Here is an 18,552-nt window from a genome sequence, read left to right on the forward strand (position 1 = left end):
GAGCAAGCCTATCGGCTTTTCGCGCCGTCGGGCAAGCATGGCGTGGGCGCCCGGCGGATCATCCGCCCCGGCGGATGATCCCGGTGCCGAATTTCGCGCGCAACCGCTCGACGGCATCCTCGCGGGCGGCGCGGCGCGGCGTTTCCTGATCGACCAGATCTCCGCGGTCGGCCTCGGCGGCATCGGTGAGCCGTGCGGCGCCGATCCCGATCAGCCGGTAGCGCGGGCCGGCGGCGCGCATCAGGACCGGTTTCGCCGCCTCGAAGATCGTTTCGGCCAGCTGTGTGGGAGCGGTCAGCCGCACCGCATGGGTATGCGTCTCGAAACGGGCGGTCTTGAGCTTGAGCACGAGCCCGGCGGCGGCGAAGCCCTCGGCGCGCAGCCGCCGGGCGAGTTTCTCGCAGAGCGGAAACAGGACGCGGGCGAGGGATGCCGCATCGTCGATATCCTCGGCGAAGGTCGTCTCTGCACTGATCGACTTCGTCGCCCGCGCGGGGTCGATCGGGCGGGGATCGATGCCGCGGGCGCGCGCGGCCAGCATCGGCCCGTCCTCCCCGAGCCGGGCGCGGGCGGCGCGATCGTTGAGGGCGGCGAGCTGGCCGACCCGCGTGATCCCCATGCCGGCGAGTTTGCGCGCCAGTGCCGGGCCGACGCCGGGGAGAATGCCGACCGGCTCCGGCGCCAGCACCGCCGCTGCCTCCGCTCCCAGCACGGCGAAGCCGCGCGGCTTGTCCCGCTCGGCGGCGAGTTTCGCCAGCAGCCGGTTGGCGGCAAGGCCGATCGACACCGTCACCCCCACCTCCGCCTCGACCTGCCGGGCGAAGCGGCTCAGCACGACCGCGGGCGGCGCCCTGTGCAGCGCCGCGGTGCCGGAGAGGTCGAGCGCCGCCTCGTCGATCGAGAGCGGCTGCACCAGCGGCGTCAGCGTCGCCATCAGGGCGCGGATCTCGGCCGCCGCCGCCGCGTATTTCCGCATCTCCGGAGCGATCACCACCGCGTCCGGGCAGAGTTTTCTGGCCTTGAACATCGGCATCGCCGAGCGCACGCCCGAGAGGCGGGCGATGTAGCAGCAGGCCGCCACCACGCCGCGCGTCCCGCCGCCGACGATGACCGGCTTGTCGGTCAGCTCCGGCCGGTCGCGCTTCTCCACGCTCGCATAGAAGGCGTCGCAGTCGACATGGGCGATGGCGAGGGTCGCGATCTCGTCATGCGCGACGAGGCGCCGCCCCTCGCATTGCGGGCAGGCGCCGGCGGCCTCGAAGATGGCATCGCAGTCGCGGCACAGGGTCGGCATGGCGAGCGCAGGAAACGCCTTATCGGCGCCGGGCGGAAGCGAAAAATCGCGTCAGATCGAGCGGACCAGATGCACCAGCCCCGACCATTGCTGGGCAACCCATCCGCCGCTCGCCATCGCCTCGGGTGCTTCGGGGTCGCCGGTCGGTGCGAAATCCTTCGAGAAATCGGCGGTGCCGAACAGCATGTCCCAGAACGGAAACACCGCCCCGTAATTGATCGAGCGTTCGCCGGCGGCGAGAATGCCGTGATGCGCGCGGTGAAACCGCGGCGAGACCAGCAGCCGCTCGCCGATCCGGCCGAAGGAGAGGCGGATATTGGCGTGGCTGAAGCTCTCGACAAAGCGCAGGATCAGCACCAGCAGCGGGAATTGCAGCGGCGGAATCCCGATCAGCAGCCCGACCGCCATGAACCAGAGAAAGCCGATCATCTCGTCGAGCACATGGTTGCGGTCGTCGGACCAGAAGGTCATCTGCCGCTGTGCGTGATGCACCGCATGCAGCGCATACCAGACACGGAAACGGTGCGAGAGCCGGTGCCGCCAGTAATCGGCGAAGTCGAGGATCAGCGCGTAGAGCGCGAAGGTGATCACCGGATGGCCGAACAGCGGCGGGAAGATCGTCTCCAGCATCGGCGGCACATAGCCATGATCGGCGAGAAACCCGTCGAGCCGCACCTGTGCCGCGTAGAACAGCACGAAGGTCATCACCGGCAGCACGCCGACGCGGGCGAGAAAGGTGTAGAACACATCGACCAGCACCACCCGCCGGCTGTCCCACCGCTCGATCGGCATCGCCCGCTCCAGCGGCACGCAGACCGCATAGGCCAGCAGCATCTGCGTCACGCCATAGATCGCGACCAGCGTCCAGCCGAAGGAGAGTTCGCTCCACTGCATCAGCCCGAACCGGTAGAGCAGCGGCAGCACCGCCACCTGCTCCACCCAGCCGGCCAGATCGTTGAACGGATGGGCCGGCAGCATGCTCAGGCCAGGCGCATCGCCGTGCGGGCGGCGGTGTCGGTCAGCAGGGTCGAGAGATAGATCCCGTGCGGCGAGCGGCCGACCGTGATGTGGTCCACAGCACCGCTCGCCGGGTCGAGCACGGCGACGCGGGAGGCGAAGCGCAGCGCGATCCACAGCCGTCCGTCCGGTGAGAAGCATAGATCGTCCGGCCCGCCCGGCATCGGAATCCGCCGCTTGAAGCCGAGGCTCTTCGCGTCCAGCACGGTGAGCGAGCCGGCGACGCGGTTGGTGACGTAGAGTTCGCTGCGGTCCGGCGTGAGGAAGATGTTGTGCGCGCCCTTGTCGGTCAGCACGGTGCGCAGCAGCTTGCCGTTCGCCGGATCGACCACGGCGAGATGATCGCTCCCCATGATCGCGACCAGCACGACGCCGTCATGCCACATCACCCCGGCCGGCGTCTTGCCGACCGGCGCCGTCCAGCGGACGCGCATGGTGACGAGATCGATCGCGACCAGCGTGCCGGAATCCTGCATCGAGACGAAGACGGTGCGCGAATCCGGCGTGTAGCTCAGATGGCTCGGCATCGATCCGGCGCGGAAGCGGTGGGCGAGGGTCAGCGCGTCGGCATGATAGATGTCGACATGGTTGAGCCGCAGGCAGTTCACGGTAAGGAATTTGCCGTCCGGGCTGAACCAGAGCTGGTAGGGATCGGGGATCAGCTTGTGGCCGCGTTCGCGCCCGGTTACGGGGTCGAAGAAGAACAGCGCATTGCCCGAAGCATCGGCGATCAGCAGCGTCTTGCGGTCCGGCGTCAGCGCCCAGTGGCCGGGTTCGCGCAGCGTCGGCTCGGTGTGGATCACCTTGCGCGTCGTCATGTCGATGACCGAGACGCGCGAGCCGCCCGAATCGAGCACGATGCAGATCGGCGGCGTCGGGCCGGCGGCGCGGGCGAGGGAAGGCGCCAGGCCGAGAAACGCCGGCGCGGCCAGCAGCGCGCGGCGGGAAAGCGGAAGCATGGTCATGCCGGGGCCGATCCTTCGTCGGGATTGATGAACACCGCCCGCGCCCATGTGAAGAACGTCAGGCTGGTCGTTGCGATCAAAGTATTATCTGTCAGAGATTGCACTGCGAAGGCGAGAAACACAAGGCGGATCAGCCGTCGCTGCCCCACCGGCAGCGCAGCGCTGCCCCGAAACAGCCACAGGCCGAGCAGGCCGAACAGCAGCAGCGCACCGGGCACGCCGCCTTCGCAGGCGATGCGCAGATATTCGTCATGCGCCGCGTTGGTGCCGAGGAAGCGGCCGATCGGCGAATGCAACGGCACGATCACCTTGCCCGCGCCCACCCCCCAGCCGAGCCAGGGCGAGCGCGCCAGCGCCGCCTCGAAATAGGGCCAGATCAGGTTGCGGTTGGACAGGCTGGCGGCATCGCCCAGATGGATGAGGTCGATCACGCGGACGAAATGCAGCGCCGGCCCGGCGAGAAGCACGGCGCCGAACGCCGCGCCGCCCGTCGTCAGCAGGCCCAGCCGCGCTCGCATGCCGAAATCCGGCGCCTTGACCGAAAGCAGGGTGGCGAGCGTGGCGAAGGTGGCGAGCGCCAGCGGCGCGCGCGCGCCGCTGGCCAGCAGGATCAGGAAATTCGCGCCAATCCACGCCCATTCCCGCCGTCGGCCGCTGCCGGCGAAGGCGACCAGCCCGGCATAGATGGCGATCATCGCGAACCCGCCGAGAAAGGCGGGCGAACTCGAGGCCTGCAGTCGGATCGCGCCGAGCTGAACGCCATAGAGCGCCCGCAGGCCGGCCGCGTGCAGCAGCAGGCCGAAGGCCACGGTCACCGCCGGGCCGATGATGGTGCAGCGGATGATCGCCGCGCGCATCCGCGCCTCCGCCCGCATGAAGCCGGCGGCGAACGGCGCCGCAGAGCCGACCAGCGAGCGCAGCGAGGCGAGCGGCGTCAGCCCCGGCCAAAGGCCGTGCACGAAGCCGCCGACAAACATGACGAGGAAGGCGAAGCTGGGATTGTAGCGGTCGAACCGGCTCCCGCGGCGCAGCGCGGCCAGCCCGATGATCGCCAGCCCCGTAACCTTGAGCAGGGCGATGATCGTCTCGTGATGGCCGATCATGTCCGATAGCCACATCTCGGGCGTGGTCGCGACCAGGATCAGCCAGGCGGCCATCGCCCCTTCCGGCCAGGCGAGCGCCGCGGCCCCGGCAAGGCCGAGCGCCAGAAAGCCCTGCAAGGGGCCGATTGCCTGCGGCACGAGGAGCAAAAGCGCCGATCCCGCCACAAGGGCGGCGGCCACGGCGAGCACCGCTCCTCCGCGCGCGATGCCGCCGGTCACGGCACGGCGATGATCGTGTAGTGCTCGTCCGGCCCGGCCTCGGCGGCAGAGGCGGCAAACCCGGCGGCGGCGAGGAGAGTCAGCGCCTCCGCCGCTGCCATCCGCCGCGCCATCGGCGCGCCGACCGCCCCGGGCCCCGCCGGGTCGTATTCGGCGATGAACAGCGCGCCGCCGGGCTTCATCGCGGCGCGGATCGCGCGCAACGCCGCATCCTTCTCCTGCATATGATGCAGCGCATCGGTCAGCATCACCCGGTCCGGCGCCGCGGGCAGCGCTGCCAGCGCCTCGGCCCGCCCCACGATCGTCTCCAGGGCAAGGCCGCGCCGCGCCGCCTCGGCGGCGGCATAGGCAAGGGATGCGGAATCCGGGTCCATCGCCAGCACGCGCGCGCCGAGAGCCGCGTATTCGAGGGCGAGCGCACCGGTGCCCGCGCCGATATCGAGCACGGTCATGCCGGCGGCAAGGCCAACCCGCGCCGCCCAGATTGCGGCGAGATGCCGCTTCTCCGCCTGCCGCGCGACGAGCCGTTCGAGCCGTGCCGCATCCGCCCCGGGTTGATTTTCCGCCTGCATCGGCCAACCCTAGCCCAAGCCAAGGGATCGACAAACCGAAATGATTCTCCACGCCTCAACGACCGGCACAGGCCCGGATGTCATTCTGCTGCACGGGCTGTTCGGCGCCGGGCGCAATCTCGGCGTCATCGCCCGTGGGCTCGCGGCGCAGTTCCGCGTCACCACGCTCGATGCCCGCAACCATGGCGACAGCCCGCACGATGCGGACATGCGCTACCGGGTCATGGCGGAGGATGTCGCCGAGACGATGGAGTCGCTCGGCATCGCCTCGGCCGGCGTGGTCGGGCACTCGATGGGCGGCAAGACGGCGATGACGCTGGCGCTCACCCATCCCGGCCGCATTACCCGCCTCGCCGTGCTCGATATCGCGCCGATCGCCTATGGTCACGAGCATCTGGGCTATGTCCGGGCGATGCGCGGCCTCGCGCTGCATCCGGGGCTGACGCGGCAGGAGGCGGACGCTGCCCTCGCCGCCAGCGTGCCGGAGCCGGCCTTGCGCGGATTCCTGCTGCACAATCTCGTGCTCGGCGCGGCGCCGCGCTGGCGCCTCGGCCTTGAGGAAATCGCCGGCGCGATGACCGATCTGGTCGGCTGGGCGGATCCGGCGCCCGGTGCGCGCTACGATGGCCCGGCGCTGTTCGTCGCGGGGGCGACATCGTCCTACGTGCCGCTGGAAGCGCATGGGGCGATCCGCGCCCGCTTCCCGCAGGCCCGCATCGAGACGATCGCCGATGCCGGCCACTGGCTCCACGCCGAGAAGCCGCGCGAGGTGCTTGCGGCGATCGAGCCCTTCCTGCGCGGCTAGGGGGGCGCTGCGCTAGAGCCGCAACCCGCCCATGGCGCAGAGATGCGCCCAGTGCTCCGGGCTGACCGGGCCGACCGACAGGCGCGACAGGCGCACCAGTGCGAGGTCCGCCAGCGCCGGATCGGCCTTGATCGCGGCAAGGCCGACCGGATGCGGCATCGGCGCGATGGCCTTCATATCCACGGCCACCCAGTCGCCCGACTCGGCGGTCGGGTCCGGATAGGCCTCCCGCACCACCTCGACCACGCCGACGATCTCGCGACCGATATTGGAGTGGTAGAAGAAGGCGCGGTCGCCCACGCGCATCGCCTTCAGGTTGTTCCTGGCGGCGTGGTTGCGCACGCCGGTCCAGGGTTCGACGCCGTTGGCCACCTGCTGGTCCCAGGAGAACGCGTCCGGCTCGGACTTGACCAGCCAGTAGTTCACGGCGTCAGCGTGCCGTCGCGCACCACCGTGCGGAAGCCCTGGATCTCGACCGCGCCGAACAGCCCGGCCTTGCTATAGGGGTCGTTCGCGACCAGCGCCTCGGCCGCCGCGCGGTCCGCCGCCTCGTAGACGATCATCGAGCCGCAAGGATTGCCGTCCGCCCCCAGCATCGGGCCGCCGAAGACGATGCTCGACTTTATGCTTTCGAGGTAGGCAAGATGCTCCGGGCGCACCTGCTTGCGCAGGGCAAGACCGTCTTCCCGGTCATGGGCGATCAGGAGGAACTGCATGGGATGGCTCCATTCTGGCGTTTTCTCTGCCTCCCAGCATAGCGGCGGATCGCTCTGCGCCAAGATGTGATCGCGGGAACCGGGTGCGTGCGAGGGCGGGGGGTGTCAAAAATTCAAATTCGTATTAGACAATCTATCAATGGACCGTTCAGCAATTACGGAATACGCGGGAGACGTGCCAGGCGGCGCGATCGCCGTTCCGACGTCGAAAACCGGGGCCTGGCTGCATCGTTTCGCCAATCCCGGCCGCTTCCAGCGCTTGGTGCAGCCCATCATCCCCTGGATCGGCTGGACGGCGCTGCTGACCTGCACGGTCGGACTCGTCTGGGGCTTCTTCTTCGCCCCGGCCGACTGGCAGCAGGGTATTGCCTCGCGCATCATGTATGTGCATGTGCCGGCGGCTTGGGTGGCGATGAACGGCTACGCCGCGCTGGCGATCTGCTCACTGCTCTCGATTGTGTGGCGGCACCCGCTCGCCGATATCGCGGCGAAGGAGATGGGCCCGGTCGGCGCCGGCTTCACCGCGCTCTGCCTGATCAGCGGGTCGCTCTGGGGCGAGCCTGAATGGGGCACCTACTGGGTGTGGGATGCACGTCTGACCTCGGTGCTGATCCTGTTTTTCCTCTATCTCGGCCACATGGCGCTGATCCGCGCCTTCGACAACCCGCAGCACGGCTATCGTGCGGCCGCGATCCTCGGCCTGGTCGGCGCAATCAACCTGCCGATCATCGTGTTCAGCGTCTATTGGTGGAATTCGCTCCACCAGGGCAACTCGATCACCCTGACCGGCCCCTCCAAGATCTACATCACCATGCTCTATCCGCTGCTGATCTGCACGGTCGGCTTCTATCTGGCCTTCATCGCGATGTCGCTCGCGCGGATTTCGAGCGGAATCATGGAGAACCGCACGCGGGCCCTGCTGCTCGCACGCGCGGAGCGCTCCGGGAACTGAAGACATGGTCAAGCATACGATGCCCTACGTGGTCGGCAGCTACGGCGTCGCCCTCCTCATCATCGGGTTTCTCTCGATCTCCTCGTTCTTCCGCTATCGCTCGGCGCGGCGCAGGCTCGCCGCGGTCGAGCCGCGTCGGCACGAGAAATCCGGGAGTGCCGTGTGATGATGAGCCGCAAGAAGCGCCGCCTCTGGATCGTGATCGCCTGCGGCATCGGCCTGTCCACCGCGGTGGCGCTGATGCTGTTCGCTTTCCGCTCCAGCCTGTCCTTCTTCATGTCGCCCGAGCAGGTCGCCGCCCGCCATCCGCCTCCGGGCCGTGTCTTCCGCCTTGGCGGTATCGTGCAGGCGAATACCGTGGTGATGGGCACGCGCAACGGCGCGCCCTACACCACATTCCGCATCACCGATGGCCGCGCTTCGATCCCTGTGGTCTATACCGGCGTATTGCCGGGCCTGTTCCGTCAGGGGCAGGGCGTGGTCACGATTGGCGCGATGGCCAAGGGTGACAGCGAGTTCATGGCCTCTACCGTGCTGGCCAAACATGGCGCCGATTACATGCCGCGCGATGTCGAGATGGCGCTGCGCAAGGCCGGCAAGTGGAATCCGAAATTCGGGCCGCCGCCCAATGCCGGCGCCTGGGATGACAAGTCGCCGGCGCAGATCGAGGCATCCAACAATGGCTGAGCGGACGGGAGAGACCGGAGAATGATTCCCACCCTGGGCAATTTCGCGCTCGCGCTGGCACTGGCCATTGCCGTCGCACAATCGGTCATCGGTATCGCCGGTCCAATGCTGCGCGACCGATTGATCCTCCGCACCGCGCCCGCACTGGCGATCAGCCAGTTCGTGATGCTCGGCCTCTCCTTCCTTGCCCTGGTGTGGGCCGGGGTCGTGTCGGATTTCACGGTTCGCAACGTTGCCGAATACTCGTCGTCGACAACGCCGCTCCTTTACCGGATCACCGGCACCTGGGGGAACCATGACGGGTCGATCCTGCTCTGGTGCCTGATCCTGTCGCTCTGCGGCGCGACCGTCGGCGCGTTCGGCAACAGCATCCCGACCAGCCTGCGCTCGCGCGTGCTCGGCGTGCTCGGCCTGATCTCGGCAGGCTTCATGGCGTTCGTCATCGCCGTCTCCAACCCGTTCGCGCGGATCTGGCCGCCGCCGCTGCATGGCGCGGGCGTCAACCCGATCCTGCAGGATCCTGGCCTCGCCGTTCATCCGCCGATTCTCTACACCGGCTATGTCGGCTTCTCGATCGCCTTCGCCTTCGCCGTCGCCGCCCTCATCGAGGGGCGGGTGGACGCCGCCTGGGGGCGCTGGGTGCGGCCCTGGGCGCTGGTTTCCTGGCTGTTCCTCACCTGCGGCATCTGTTTCGGCTCGCTGTGGTCCTATTACACGCTGGGCTGGGGCGGGTACTGGTTCTGGGACCCGGTCGAGAACGTCGCGCTGCTGCCCTGGCTTACCGGCACGGCGCTGATCCACTCGGCCATCGTGGTCGAGAAGCGCGAAGCGCTGAAGACATGGTCGGTCCTGCTTGCGATCGCGACCTTCTCGCTCAGCCTCTGCGGCACCTTCCTCGTCCGCTCCGGCCTGCTGAACTCGGTGCATGCCTTCTCGGCCTCGCCGGCTCAGGGCCTGTTCATCCTCGTACTGCTGGCACTGACCATCGGCGGCTCGCTGCTGCTCTTCGCCTTCCGCGCTCCTGCGCTTGCGGCGAGCGGGGTTTTTGCGCCGGTCTCGCGTGAGGGCGCGCTGATCCTCAACAACATCTTCCTCTGCATCATCGCCGCGGTGGTGTTCACCGGAACGATGTATCCTCCGTTCCTCGACCTGCTCTTCAACCGGCAGATCTCGGTCGGCGCGCCGTTCTATGATCAGACGGTTCTGCCGCTCACCGCACCGCTGATCCTCGCGATGGCGGTAGGGCCGATGATGTCCTGGAAGCGCGCAGTCCTTCTGCCGGCTCTGACCAAGCTGTGGTTCGGCGCTGTGGTCGCGCTGATCGTTTTCGGCGCGTTCATCCTTCGAGGCCATTTCGTGGCGGCTCTCGGCCTTGCCGGCGCGGTCTGGGTGATGATCGGCGCGCTGATCGATCTCGCCGAGCGGGTCAGGCTGTTCCGCGTGCCGCTCCGCCAGTCCTTCGCGCGGCTGTTCACCATTCCCCGTGCCGCGATCGGCGCCTCGCTCGGGCATCTAGGCTTCGGCATCGCGGTGCTTGGCATCGCTGGCATGTCGCTGCAGGTGCATACGATCCGGGTACTCAACCCCGGCCAGTCGATCGATCTCGGCGGCTACAACTGGAAGCTGATTTCGATCGCGCCGGCCAAGGGGGCGAACTACGCGGCGCGGGAAGCCACCATCGAGGTGACGCGGAACGGCCATTTCGTCGAGATGATGCATCCCGAAACCCGCTTTTTCACGAACCAGAAGGTGAAAACGGTGGCCGCAGCGATCAGCACCAACGGTGTGCGCAACCTCTTTGCCACCTTCGCCGGTGACAACGACAGCGGTGGTGGCGAGTTCCGGTTCAACATCCATCCGCTGGCGCCGGAGATCTGGCTCGGAGGCCTCATCATGGCGCTTGGCGGCGCGATCTCCCTGACCGACCGTCGTTTCCGCGTCGGCGCCCCGGTGCGCAACAGGCTGCGCCGGCCGTCCGGCTCGGCCACGGTGTGATCCTGCCCGATGAGCGTCTCGCGCCGCATGCTGTTCGGTCTGCCGCTGCTCGTCGTGGGTGCAGGCGGCGTCGGCTTCTATGAACTGCTCCGCCGGATGAGGACCGGCAGTTACAATCCGCAAGCCTTCGACAATCCTCTGGTTGGCCATGATGTGCCGGATTTCACCCTGCCGGGCGTGAACGGCCGGAAGGGCTTCGACAAGCCGGTGCTCGCCGCCCAGAAGCGGCCGGTTCTGGTGAATTTCTTCGCTTCCTGGTGCGTGCCCTGCGCGGGTGAGGCGCCCTATCTCGACCGGCTGGCGAAGGCCGGCGTCGATATCTGGGGGATCGCCTATCAGGACAAGCCGGAGGCGATCGCCCTCTACCTCGCAAAATACGGCAATCCCTATGCGCGTCTCGCCACCGATCCCTCGGGGCGGACTGCCATCAACTGGGGCGTCTACGGTGTGCCGGAGAGTTTCCTGATCGCGCCGGGCGGCAAGGTGGTGTGGCATATCGCGGCGCCTCTGGTGCCTGAGATCATCGATGACCAGCTCCGGCCCGCCATGCAGAGGCTCACATGAGGCGTTGGCTCGTTCTGCTGTTCGCGGGACTCGTGCTCGCCTGTGGCACGGCGCTGGCTGCGCCGGCTTCGTCCTCGTCGGCGAGCGCCCATCCAACCAGCATCACGCGCGATGGCGTGAAGCTCACCTTCGCCCAGGAAGCCCGCGCGGAGGCAATCGGCAACAAGCTGCGCTGCCTGGTTTGCCAGAACGAGACGGTCGAGAATTCGCAGGCCGGGCTGGCCAAACAGTTCCGCACCATTATCCGCCGCCGCGTCGTCGCCGGAGACAGCAACCGCCAGATCATCGATTTCATGGTCAAGCGCTATGGAATCTACGTTCTGCTCAAGCCGCCCTTCCGGCCGGAGACCTGGCTGCTCTGGCTCTCGCCGGCCCTGGCCGCCCTGATCGGGCTGGCCGTTCTGCTCTTCGCGCGCCGCCGCCGGCGGGCAGCTCCCCCTCCATTGTCGCCGGAAGAGACCGACCGGCTGAAGGAACTCCTGTCTTGATCTGGCTCTGGATGGCGGTGCTGGCCGCCGTTGCGCTCGCGCCTGTCGTGCTGGTCTGGTTGCGCCGCGGCACAATCCGCTACCGGCGGGAGACTGCCATGGCGCTGCACCGTGCGCAGCTTGAGGAAATCGAACGGGACCGCGAGGAAGGCCGGCTGCCAGAAGAGGAATACCAGGCCGCAAGGCTGGAGGTGCAGCGGCGGCTGCTCGCCGCCGACCAGATCCCCGAACCGGAGGCAAACCGCGCCGCGCGCGGTCTGATGATTGCCACTCTTGCCGCCATTCCTGTGGCCGCCGTGGTCGTGTTCGTTCCATCCGGCCTGCCGCTGGTGCCATCCGAGCCGCATGCAAGCGTGATGCGCCAGCGCGCGGCGGCAGAGCGGCAGGACAACGCGCTGATCGACAGGCTTAAGCAGAAGCTGGCGGAACTGCCGCCGGGTAGCCCGGACGCTCGGCAGGGCTATCTGCTGCTCGGTCAGGCGCTGGTCAGCCAGAACAAGCTCCACCAGGCCGCGCGTGCCTGGCACGTGGCATTGACAATCAAATTCGATCCGACACTTGCCGCTGAAACGGCAGAGGCCGAAAGCGAAGCCGCCGGCCATGTGACACCGGATGCGGCCGCGCTGTTCCGGAAGGCGCTAGCCGAGGCGCCGGCGCAAGCGCCCTGGCGTTCCCTGGCCGAGCAAAGGTTGCGCGAAGCTGCGGTGCTGCAGTCCAGCAATGGCAGCCCCCCCTTGTCGGGCAAGGCGACCGGGGCCACGTCCACGCCATGAGCAAGTCGGTCGAACCAGGCAGTCTCCCCAAGGAGGGCGGTGACGGGAAGCCGTCCGTCACCACGGATGCTGGGGCGTCAAAGCCCTGGCCCAAGGAGATCGGCGGCCCCAAAGGTCCTGAACCTACGCGCTACGGCGACTGGGAACGCAACGGTCGTTGCACCGACTTCTGATGGTCTTGCGGATGCTCGGTTCCTGAGTCCCGGGTTTATTCGCCGGACAGTTCCCGCCGCCGCTGGTCCAGTTCTTCACTGTAGCGCCGCAGGGCGTATTGCTCGGTGAGAACACCCAGGACCTGGCGTGTTTCCTCGCCGTCGATGACGGCCAGGACATCGCATTCCGCCTTCTCGAACGCCCGGATCGCCTCCTTCACCGTTGCCTGCGGCACCAGGAAATCGTCGCGATGGCGCACCAGATGCTGGATCGAGTCCTCGGCTGCTGCGTCCGGCGCATGAACTTCGGACGGGTAGGCGAGGCCGGCATAATGCTGGTTTTCGTCGAGCACGACCACGTACTGGGTTCGACCGAGGGGGAATTCGGTCTTGAAATCCGCGATCGCGGTTGTCTCCTGGGTGATGTACTGGTTGCGGCGCATCATCCGCCCGACGGTGAGATTATGGATCCAGCCGATGTCGACCGCGCTGCGGATTGTCTCGCCGCGCAAATGGAAGCGCCATGTGGTGAACGAGTAGCCGAAGAACCGGCGAACGGTAAGGGATGCGGCGATTGCCGCCATCAGCACCGCAATGGTGATGCTGAAATTGTTCGTACTCTCGAGCGTCAGGAAGGTCATGGTCATCGTGCCGCTGACGATCGATGTGGCGAGCGCAGCCATGCCGACAACGGCATAGAAGCCGATCGGCACGCCATGCGCGAAGGGGAGCATGACCGCGACGTCGCCATAGGCGCGGCCGAGCAGCGACCCCATGAACAGCGCGGCGAAGAACAGGCCGCCGCGAAAGCCGGTGGCAATGGAGAAGGCCGAGGCCGTCGATTTCATCACGAGCAGGGCCACCGCCAGCATGAACGGGTAGACCACGGCGAGCTGGGTATGCAGGGAGGAATTGCCCGAGGCCATCACCTTCGGCGTGATGCTGCCGAGCAGTCCGACCACGACACCGCCAATGATCGGTCGCAGCCAGATCGGAACGCCGGTGCGCCGGAACACCGCCTCCAGCGAGGTGACCGCCCGCATGATTGCGATACCGACAAAGCCGGCGATGATGCCGAGCAACACCGCCAGCGGATAGGCGTAGCCCGGCGTATGGGTGGGCAATACGACGTTCAGCGGCCGTACGCCGCCATTCATCAGCAATTCGACTGCGAGCGTGCCGCTCAGCGAGGAGATCACCACCATCGTCAGCGTTGGCAGCGAATAGGTGCCGATGACGAGCTCGATGCCATAGAAGGCACCGCAGAGAGGAGCGTTGAACGCGCCGCCGATTGCAGCCCCCGCCCCGCAACCGACCAGCACCCGCAGGTCGTTCCGCCTTAGCCGAAGATGCTGGCCTACCCAGGAAGCCAGGCCGCCACCGAACTGCGCGTAACCGGCCTCCTGCCCCACCGAGCCGCCGACGCCGTTGGAAAACGAGGTCTGCATCGCCACGATGATCGAGTCCCTGAGCGACATCTTGCCGCCATAGAGCGCGTTGGCCTCGACCGGGTCGACGAAATTGGTCATCCGGTACCTGCCGAGAAGCCACGCGACCGACCCAAGCACGGCGCCGCCGAGGATCGGCACGAAGATGGCGCGCAGCGGGTCGATATGTGTCTGCTGAGACAGTCCCTCGTCGAGATTCGGCAGCGCGAAGAACCAGAAATGAAAATGATGGCTGAGAAAATCCATCAGATAGACGCAAAACCCCGACAGCACGCCGACCACGGCCGCGAGCATCGCGAGCCAGATCTCGTCGGTGCGCACCAGAGCGCGCACATGCATCGGCGCATCCACCGTGATTGCCGCGATCCGTCGTCGCAGCGCCGACCACCAGCGGGAATTGGACCGATGCTGAACAGTGGAACTCGCCATGCTGCGCCCTGTGAAGTCTTCTTGTGTCAGGACGGACCGCCCGCCCGGCGGTCAGATGCCGCAAATTTCCGGCAGCATCATGGCCGCAGCCACAGTTACAACAGGAAAGTTAACGGTCAACCTCCGATTCGATGGAAAAGGCCGATGATTCCGATCCGTTTCGCCGATCAACGGATCAGGTCAGGAGTTCGATCAGGAACGGCCCCTTGCGCTCGAAACTCGCCGCCATCAGTTCGTTGAGCTTCTCCATGCTGCCGGCTTGCGCGGCGGCGACGCCCATCCCCTCGGCAAGGCGCACGAAATCGATGTCCGGATGGCCGAGATCGAGCATGTCCATCGCCGTCCGTCCCGGATTGGCGCCGACATTGGCGTATTCATGCAGCAGGATCGCGTATTTCCGGTTGGCGAGGATCACCACCGTCACGTCGAGATTGCAGCGCGCCATCGTCCAGAGCGCGGTGATGCTGTACATCGCCGAGCCGTCGGCCTGGATCGCGAGCACCCGCCGCCCGGAGCCGATCGCAGCACCCACGGCGCCCGGCAGGCCGCCGCCGATCGCCCCGCCCGGCACCTGCAGCCACAGATGCGGCGCCGCCCCATGGGTGAAGCGCGAGAAGCCGCGGCCGAAGGAAATCCCCTCGTCGATCACGACACTGTCATCCGGCAGCAGGGCGGCGATCGAGGTGGCCACCGTCTCCGGCGCGATCGCCTCCTTCGCCGGCGCAGGGCGCGGCGTCACCGCGATCTCCGGCGTGCCGGCGCCGACGCGTTCGGCCAGCGCCTGCAAGGCGGCCACGCCGTCCTGGCCGATATCCGCCAGCGTGTGCACCGTGCAGTCATCCGGCCAGAGCCGGCCCTTCTTGCCCGGATAGGCGAAGAACCCGACCGGCGGCTTGGCCTCGACCAGGATCAGGTGGCGGATTCCCTCCAGCGAGTGCACCGCGGCGTCGATCTGGTACGGGATGCGCTCGATCGGCGGCCGCCCCTGTCCGCGTTCCATCCGCGCGTTGAACATCTCGGCCAGCATTTTGGCACCGGTCGTCTGCACGATGGCGGTGGCGATCCGCAGCGTCGCGTCGGTCAGCGTCCGTCCGCCGAGCAGCAACAGGGCAGGTTCGCCCGAGCGCAGCACCTCGGCGGCCGCGTCGATGGCGGAGGCGTCTGCCGTGGGGCGCGGCGGCACCGGTTGCGGCGTGCCAACCACCCCGCCCTCGGTCCAGGCCGTGTCCGCCGGCAGGATCAGCGTGGCGATCGTGCCGGTCCGGGCAGCGGCCACCGCCTCGGCGGCATCGTGTCCGACCGCGTCGGCGGTCATTGCGGTCCGGACCCACCCGGAAACCGGCCGTGCCCAGCCTTCAGTGTCGGCGGTCAGCGGCGCGTCCAGCGGGCGGTGATAGGTCGCCTGATCGCCAACGATATTGACGATGCCCGACCGGCCGCGCCGCGCGTTGTGCAGGTTGGCGAGCGCGTTGGCGAGCCCGGGGCCGCAATGCAGCAGCGTCGCCGCCGGGCGCCCCTTGGTCCGCCAGTACATGTCGGCGGCACCCGAGGCCACCGTCTCGTCGAGGCAGAGAACGCAGTTGATCCCGGGAATCCGGTCGAGCGCCGCAACGAAATGCATCTCGCTGGTGCCGGGATTGGCAAAAACCGTATCGATGCCGCACGCGATCAGCGTATGCACCAGACTTTCAGCGCCGTTCATGGACCCGTCTTTCCTTCCCCGTTGGCCGGTCGATTTTCGGACACGGAAACTGCCCGTTCCGGACGGGTCGGGCAAGGGGGGTCAGCGATGCGCGGGTAGCGGCGCGTCCGCCATCGGGCGCAGCCAGAAATGAGGCATCTGCGCCACGAATCGCTGCCGCAGCGAGGCCAGTTGCGCATCGGTGAGCCCGACCGCCTGAGCGTTGAAATAGTCAGGGTCGCGGGTGAATACCATGTAGGCGATCGTCTCGTTCACGATGAGGTCGCGATCGTGCGGATCGTAGCCATCGCGGATCAGGAAGCTGCGAAAGGCGGCCTGTTCCGACGGCGTCATCTGCGTGTCGTAGAACCGGTGCACGAAGCGACGGTATGAGGGAATGGTGAAATAGGCGCCGTGTGAAAGCTCGTGGCGCAGGATGACCGCCCGCGATACCCAGCTGATGCGCCGGCTGCCCTGGGCCTGTGGAATCGAGATGACCGCGCCGTTCGCGCCGGGGCGCAGAAACCCTTCCCGCCGCGCGATCTCCCGCAGCCGGCGCTCATCCGCGGTGAGCCGGATGCCCTCGGCATGGGCGAGGCGGAAGAATTTCCGCAGGGCCCAGGCCGGATAGTCATTGCCGTAATAATAGGTCGCCTCGGTCGCGTTCGCCTTCGCGAGAACTTTCCTGAAGGCGGCCTCGCCCAGCACGCGGTTCCGCGGCGTCGAGGCCTTCTCGATCAGCGCCGCGATCCGGTCGAACATCATGCCCTGGGCCCGCAGGTCCGGGCAGTCGATCACGAGGATCAGCGGATCGTCACGGAAGCGGAAAATCGTGAAATGCCGGCCGACATGATTGAAAATCCCGGTCTCGCCCGCCTTCGGATAATCCGGACGGCGCAGCGCCATCCATCCACCGATCCCGACACCCGTTACGGCGGCGATTGCGACGATCAGCGCAACGGCCAGGCGCGTCGCCGGCGGGCGGGTCCGAGCGCCGGCGGCGCGTGAGGGAATCTGTCCCATCGGCACGGTGTCGTCCGGATCGCCGGACGCCGCCGCGCGCACATCCCACCCCCGCCGCGCCATCAGACGCCGCCGGCCATGCAGGAGGGGCCTACTTGCCGGTGTTGATGATCTGAACCCGGCGGTTCGCCCGGTTCGCCACGTTCGGTCCGGTCGGCACCAACAGGTCCGCCTCGCCGACGCCGGTCGCCTGCAGGCGGGTGGCCGGGATGTCGAATTTCGACATCAGATAGGTCTTCACAGCGGCCGCCCGTGCCTGGGAGAGGGCGAGGTTGGTCGATGCCGCGCCGGTCGTGTCGGTATGGCCGACGACCCTGAAATGATAGGCGGCGAGCGTCTTGTCGGTCAGCGCCCGGCCGAGCCGGTCGAGTTCGGTGACGGCTTGCGGTGTCAGCTTGGCCGAGCCCGTCGCGAAATCGATGTTCAGGTTGATCGACGGGGTCTGTGCCGCGGCATGGGAAACCGCCGCCGGCGCGGTGGTCTTCATCCGCATCGCCGCCGGCTTCGCCACCGACGGCGCGGGTGCTGCCTGCGCCGCCCCCTGCGCGAGCGGGACGATGCCGCGCGTGGTGCTCGACACATTGCCCGTCGGCTTCAGAGCCTGGATGATCTGCTGAGCCGACGGGCCGCTGGACTGCGCATGGGCGGCACCCATGCCAAGCAGTGCAACGACGGCGGCGGCGGAGACGCCCGTGAAACGCATGATCAACTCCCTCGATCTTGGCGACATTCTATCCGGTTGACGGTCGGAATGCCAGTTCGCATCCGTTATGGCATGCTGTTCCACTCACGGCTGCGACGCGGGTCACACCGGCCGATCAGCGCCGTCCGCGCGGCCGGGCCGGCGCGCGCCACGGCTCTTCCGGCCACTCGTGCTTGGGGTAGCGGCCGCGCATGTCCTTGCGCGCGTCGGCCCAGCCCCGCCGCCAGAAATCGGCGAGATCCCCGGTCACCGCGATCGGCCGCCCGGCCGGCGAGAGCAGCGCGATCTGCAACCTCACCGCCCCGCCGGCGAGGCGTGGTGTCGCGTCGCTGCCATAGAAGGCCTGCGCCCGCGCTGCCGCCACCGGCACCGGTCCGGTATAGTCGATCGGCACGGCACCGCCCGGCGCCTCGATCCGCGCGGGCAGCGCCGCGTCGAGCGCGCGGACGCGCTCATGGCCGAGATGGTCGCGCAGGATGGCGAGCAGGTCGAGCGCCGCCGCCTCCTTCAACCGGCTCATCCCGGCGAGATAGGGAAACAGCCAGGTCTCGAAATCCGCCCGTAACGCCTCGTCGGACAGGTCGGGCCATCCCTCCGGCTCGATCTCCCGCATCAGCGCCACGCGGGCCTGCAACTGCCGCACCTCGTCGCTCCAGCCGAGCAGGCCCGGCTTCTCGCGAATCGCCTCGCGCAGCGCCGCCTCGATCTCCGGGGGCGATGCCGGCGTGCTGCGTTCGGCGAGCACCAGCGCGCCGAAGCGCCGCCGCTCCCGCGCCATCACCGTGCCGCCGGTGCCATCGAGCCCGATCTCCCGCGTGGTGACGATGCGGGCGGCGAGGCGCTCCTCGATCGTCGCGGCGCTGATCGGTGCCGCGAGCCCGATCTTCGGCGCGCCCCGGCCGCCCAGCGCGGCGACGGCGAGCATCGGCGCGCGCGCCAGCGGATCGGCCGGGTCGAGTTTCGCGC

The 18,552-nt window shown here is 67.9% G+C and carries 21 protein-coding genes; 9 read left to right on the forward strand and 12 right to left on the reverse strand.

Annotation, left to right across the window (positions count from 1 at the left end; genetic code table 11):
- Positions 1-58: 58 nt before the first annotated feature.
- Genes RT91_RS03750 through RT91_RS03770 form a run of 5 tightly spaced genes read right to left on the reverse strand, consistent with a single transcriptional unit; the run spans position 59 to position 5,170 of the window.
- A complete protein-coding gene (locus RT91_RS03750; RefSeq protein WP_007422076.1) occupies positions 59-1,294 on the reverse strand; it encodes a DNA polymerase IV in 1,236 nt (411 codons plus the stop codon).
- A 51-nt stretch (positions 1,295-1,345) separates the two neighbouring features.
- Positions 1,346-2,272 (reverse strand): sterol desaturase family protein, encoded by a 927-nt coding sequence (locus RT91_RS03755; protein WP_007422077.1) that lies wholly within the window; start codon positions 2,270-2,272, stop codon positions 1,346-1,348.
- Between the two features lie 2 nt (positions 2,273-2,274).
- Entirely contained in the window at positions 2,275-3,276 is a 1,002-nt protein-coding gene (locus tag RT91_RS03760) for a beta-propeller fold lactonase family protein (protein ID WP_007422078.1), read from the reverse strand.
- Positions 3,273-4,598 carry an O-antigen ligase gene (locus RT91_RS03765; RefSeq protein WP_007422080.1) on the reverse strand — a complete coding sequence of 442 codons (1,326 nt, stop codon included), beginning with the start codon at positions 4,596-4,598 and terminating at the stop codon, positions 3,273-3,275. The genes RT91_RS03760 and RT91_RS03765 overlap by 4 nt, the downstream gene beginning before the upstream one ends.
- Complete coding sequence (locus RT91_RS03770; protein WP_007422079.1) at positions 4,595-5,170, reverse strand: class I SAM-dependent methyltransferase; 576 nt, start codon at positions 5,168-5,170, stop codon at positions 4,595-4,597. Before RT91_RS03770 ends, RT91_RS03765 begins: the two co-directional genes overlap by 4 nt.
- Before the next feature lie 40 nt (positions 5,171-5,210).
- On the opposite strand from RT91_RS03770, the gene RT91_RS03775 reads away from it, so the two are divergent.
- A complete protein-coding gene (locus RT91_RS03775; protein WP_007422081.1) occupies positions 5,211-5,975 on the forward strand; it encodes an alpha/beta fold hydrolase in 765 nt (254 codons plus the stop codon).
- 12 nt (positions 5,976-5,987) lie between these two features.
- On the opposite strand, the gene RT91_RS03780 is transcribed toward RT91_RS03775, so the two are convergent.
- Both RT91_RS03780 and RT91_RS03785 read right to left on the reverse strand, forming a co-directional pair.
- Positions 5,988-6,401, reverse strand: a complete 414-nt coding sequence (locus RT91_RS03780; protein ID WP_013641074.1) for an EVE domain-containing protein — start codon at positions 6,399-6,401, stop codon at positions 5,988-5,990.
- Positions 6,398-6,691: a YciI family protein gene (locus RT91_RS03785; protein ID WP_012040364.1), complete on the reverse strand. Its 294-nt coding sequence runs from the start codon at positions 6,689-6,691 to the stop codon at positions 6,398-6,400. The genes RT91_RS03780 and RT91_RS03785 overlap by 4 nt, the downstream gene beginning before the upstream one ends.
- 139 nt (positions 6,692-6,830) lie before the next feature.
- Between RT91_RS03785 and RT91_RS03790 the strand changes: the two genes are divergently transcribed.
- Genes RT91_RS03790 through RT91_RS20215 form a run of 8 tightly spaced genes read left to right on the forward strand, consistent with a single transcriptional unit; the run spans position 6,831 to position 12,323 of the window.
- Positions 6,831-7,643, forward strand: coding sequence for a heme ABC transporter permease (locus RT91_RS03790; RefSeq protein WP_007422084.1), 813 nt, complete (start codon positions 6,831-6,833; stop codon positions 7,641-7,643).
- A gap of 4 nt (positions 7,644-7,647) precedes the next feature.
- Positions 7,648-7,809, forward strand: a complete 162-nt coding sequence (gene ccmD / locus RT91_RS20210; RefSeq protein WP_013641075.1) for a heme exporter protein CcmD — start codon at positions 7,648-7,650, stop codon at positions 7,807-7,809.
- On the forward strand, positions 7,809-8,330 hold the full coding sequence (gene ccmE / locus RT91_RS03795) for a cytochrome c maturation protein CcmE (protein ID WP_007422085.1): 522 nt from the start codon (positions 7,809-7,811) through the stop codon (positions 8,328-8,330). The genes ccmD and ccmE overlap by 1 nt, the downstream gene beginning before the upstream one ends.
- A gap of 21 nt (positions 8,331-8,351) precedes the next feature.
- Entirely contained in the window at positions 8,352-10,325 is a 1,974-nt protein-coding gene (locus RT91_RS03800; RefSeq protein ID WP_007422086.1) for a heme lyase CcmF/NrfE family subunit, read from the forward strand.
- Between the two features lie 9 nt (positions 10,326-10,334).
- Positions 10,335-10,889 (forward strand): DsbE family thiol:disulfide interchange protein, encoded by a 555-nt coding sequence (locus RT91_RS03805; protein WP_007422087.1) that lies wholly within the window; start codon positions 10,335-10,337, stop codon positions 10,887-10,889.
- The gene (locus RT91_RS03810; protein ID WP_007422088.1) at positions 10,886-11,377 is read left to right on the forward strand and encodes a cytochrome c-type biogenesis protein; all 492 of its coding nucleotides are present in this window, start codon (positions 10,886-10,888) and stop codon (positions 11,375-11,377) included. The genes RT91_RS03805 and RT91_RS03810 overlap by 4 nt, the downstream gene beginning before the upstream one ends.
- Entirely contained in the window at positions 11,374-12,150 is a 777-nt protein-coding gene (gene ccmI / locus RT91_RS03815; RefSeq protein WP_007422089.1) for a c-type cytochrome biogenesis protein CcmI, read from the forward strand. Before RT91_RS03810 ends, ccmI begins: the two co-directional genes overlap by 4 nt.
- On the forward strand, positions 12,147-12,323 hold the full coding sequence (locus RT91_RS20215) for a DUF1674 domain-containing protein (protein WP_012040367.1): 177 nt from the start codon (positions 12,147-12,149) through the stop codon (positions 12,321-12,323). Before ccmI ends, RT91_RS20215 begins: the two co-directional genes overlap by 4 nt.
- 35 nt (positions 12,324-12,358) lie before the next feature.
- Here the strand turns inward: RT91_RS20215 and RT91_RS03820 are convergent, their stop codons facing one another.
- The 5 genes from RT91_RS03820 to RT91_RS03840 form a co-directional block, all read right to left on the reverse strand.
- On the reverse strand, positions 12,359-14,089 hold the full coding sequence (locus RT91_RS03820) for a chloride channel protein (protein WP_231295299.1): 1,731 nt from the start codon (positions 14,087-14,089) through the stop codon (positions 12,359-12,361).
- A gap of 265 nt (positions 14,090-14,354) precedes the next feature.
- On the reverse strand, positions 14,355-15,881 hold the full coding sequence (locus RT91_RS03825) for an acetolactate synthase large subunit (RefSeq protein WP_007422091.1): 1,527 nt from the start codon (positions 15,879-15,881) through the stop codon (positions 14,355-14,357).
- Between the two features lie 81 nt (positions 15,882-15,962).
- Complete coding sequence (locus RT91_RS03830; RefSeq protein WP_007422092.1) at positions 15,963-16,946, reverse strand: hypothetical protein; 984 nt, start codon at positions 16,944-16,946, stop codon at positions 15,963-15,965.
- 28 nt (positions 16,947-16,974) lie between these two features.
- Positions 16,975-17,586: an OmpA family protein gene (locus RT91_RS03835; protein WP_007422093.1), complete on the reverse strand. Its 612-nt coding sequence runs from the start codon at positions 17,584-17,586 to the stop codon at positions 16,975-16,977.
- Positions 17,587-17,701: 115 nt separating this feature from the next.
- Positions 17,702-18,552, reverse strand: an 851-nt coding sequence (locus RT91_RS03840) for an ATP-dependent helicase C-terminal domain-containing protein (protein WP_035185758.1), incomplete at its 5' end; no start/stop codon positions are given.

Origin of the sequence: Acidiphilium sp. JA12-A1 (assembly GCF_000724705.2) — a bacterium.
GTDB lineage: Bacteria > Pseudomonadota > Alphaproteobacteria > Acetobacterales > Acetobacteraceae > Acidiphilium > Acidiphilium multivorum.

Coding starts and splice junctions, on each gene's coding strand:
- RT91_RS03750 (WP_007422076.1), bottom strand. CDS start 1,294: ATGCCGACCCTGTGCCGCGACTGCGATGCCATCTTCGAGGCCGCCGGC.
- RT91_RS03755 (WP_007422077.1), bottom strand. CDS start 2,272: ATGCTGCCGGCCCATCCGTTCAACGATCTGGCCGGCTGGGTGGAGCAG.
- RT91_RS03760 (WP_007422078.1), bottom strand. CDS start 3,276: ATGACCATGCTTCCGCTTTCCCGCCGCGCGCTGCTGGCCGCGCCGGCG.
- RT91_RS03770 (WP_007422079.1), bottom strand. CDS start 5,170: ATGCAGGCGGAAAATCAACCCGGGGCGGATGCGGCACGGCTCGAACGG.
- RT91_RS03775 (WP_007422081.1), top strand. CDS start 5,211: ATGATTCTCCACGCCTCAACGACCGGCACAGGCCCGGATGTCATTCTG.
- RT91_RS03785 (WP_012040364.1), bottom strand. CDS start 6,691: ATGCAGTTCCTCCTGATCGCCCATGACCGGGAAGACGGTCTTGCCCTG.
- RT91_RS03790 (WP_007422084.1), top strand. CDS start 6,831: ATGGACCGTTCAGCAATTACGGAATACGCGGGAGACGTGCCAGGCGGC.
- ccmD (WP_013641075.1), top strand. CDS start 7,648: ATGGTCAAGCATACGATGCCCTACGTGGTCGGCAGCTACGGCGTCGCC.
- ccmE (WP_007422085.1), top strand. CDS start 7,809: ATGATGAGCCGCAAGAAGCGCCGCCTCTGGATCGTGATCGCCTGCGGC.
- RT91_RS03800 (WP_007422086.1), top strand. CDS start 8,352: ATGATTCCCACCCTGGGCAATTTCGCGCTCGCGCTGGCACTGGCCATT.
- RT91_RS03805 (WP_007422087.1), top strand. CDS start 10,335: ATGAGCGTCTCGCGCCGCATGCTGTTCGGTCTGCCGCTGCTCGTCGTG.
- RT91_RS03810 (WP_007422088.1), top strand. CDS start 10,886: ATGAGGCGTTGGCTCGTTCTGCTGTTCGCGGGACTCGTGCTCGCCTGT.
- RT91_RS20215 (WP_012040367.1), top strand. CDS start 12,147: ATGAGCAAGTCGGTCGAACCAGGCAGTCTCCCCAAGGAGGGCGGTGAC.
- RT91_RS03820 (WP_231295299.1), bottom strand. CDS start 14,089: ATGCATGTGCGCGCTCTGGTGCGCACCGACGAGATCTGGCTCGCGATG.
- RT91_RS03825 (WP_007422091.1), bottom strand. CDS start 15,881: ATGAACGGCGCTGAAAGTCTGGTGCATACGCTGATCGCGTGCGGCATC.
- RT91_RS03830 (WP_007422092.1), bottom strand. CDS start 16,946: ATGGCGCGGCGGGGGTGGGATGTGCGCGCGGCGGCGTCCGGCGATCCG.
- RT91_RS03835 (WP_007422093.1), bottom strand. CDS start 17,586: ATGCGTTTCACGGGCGTCTCCGCCGCCGCCGTCGTTGCACTGCTTGGC.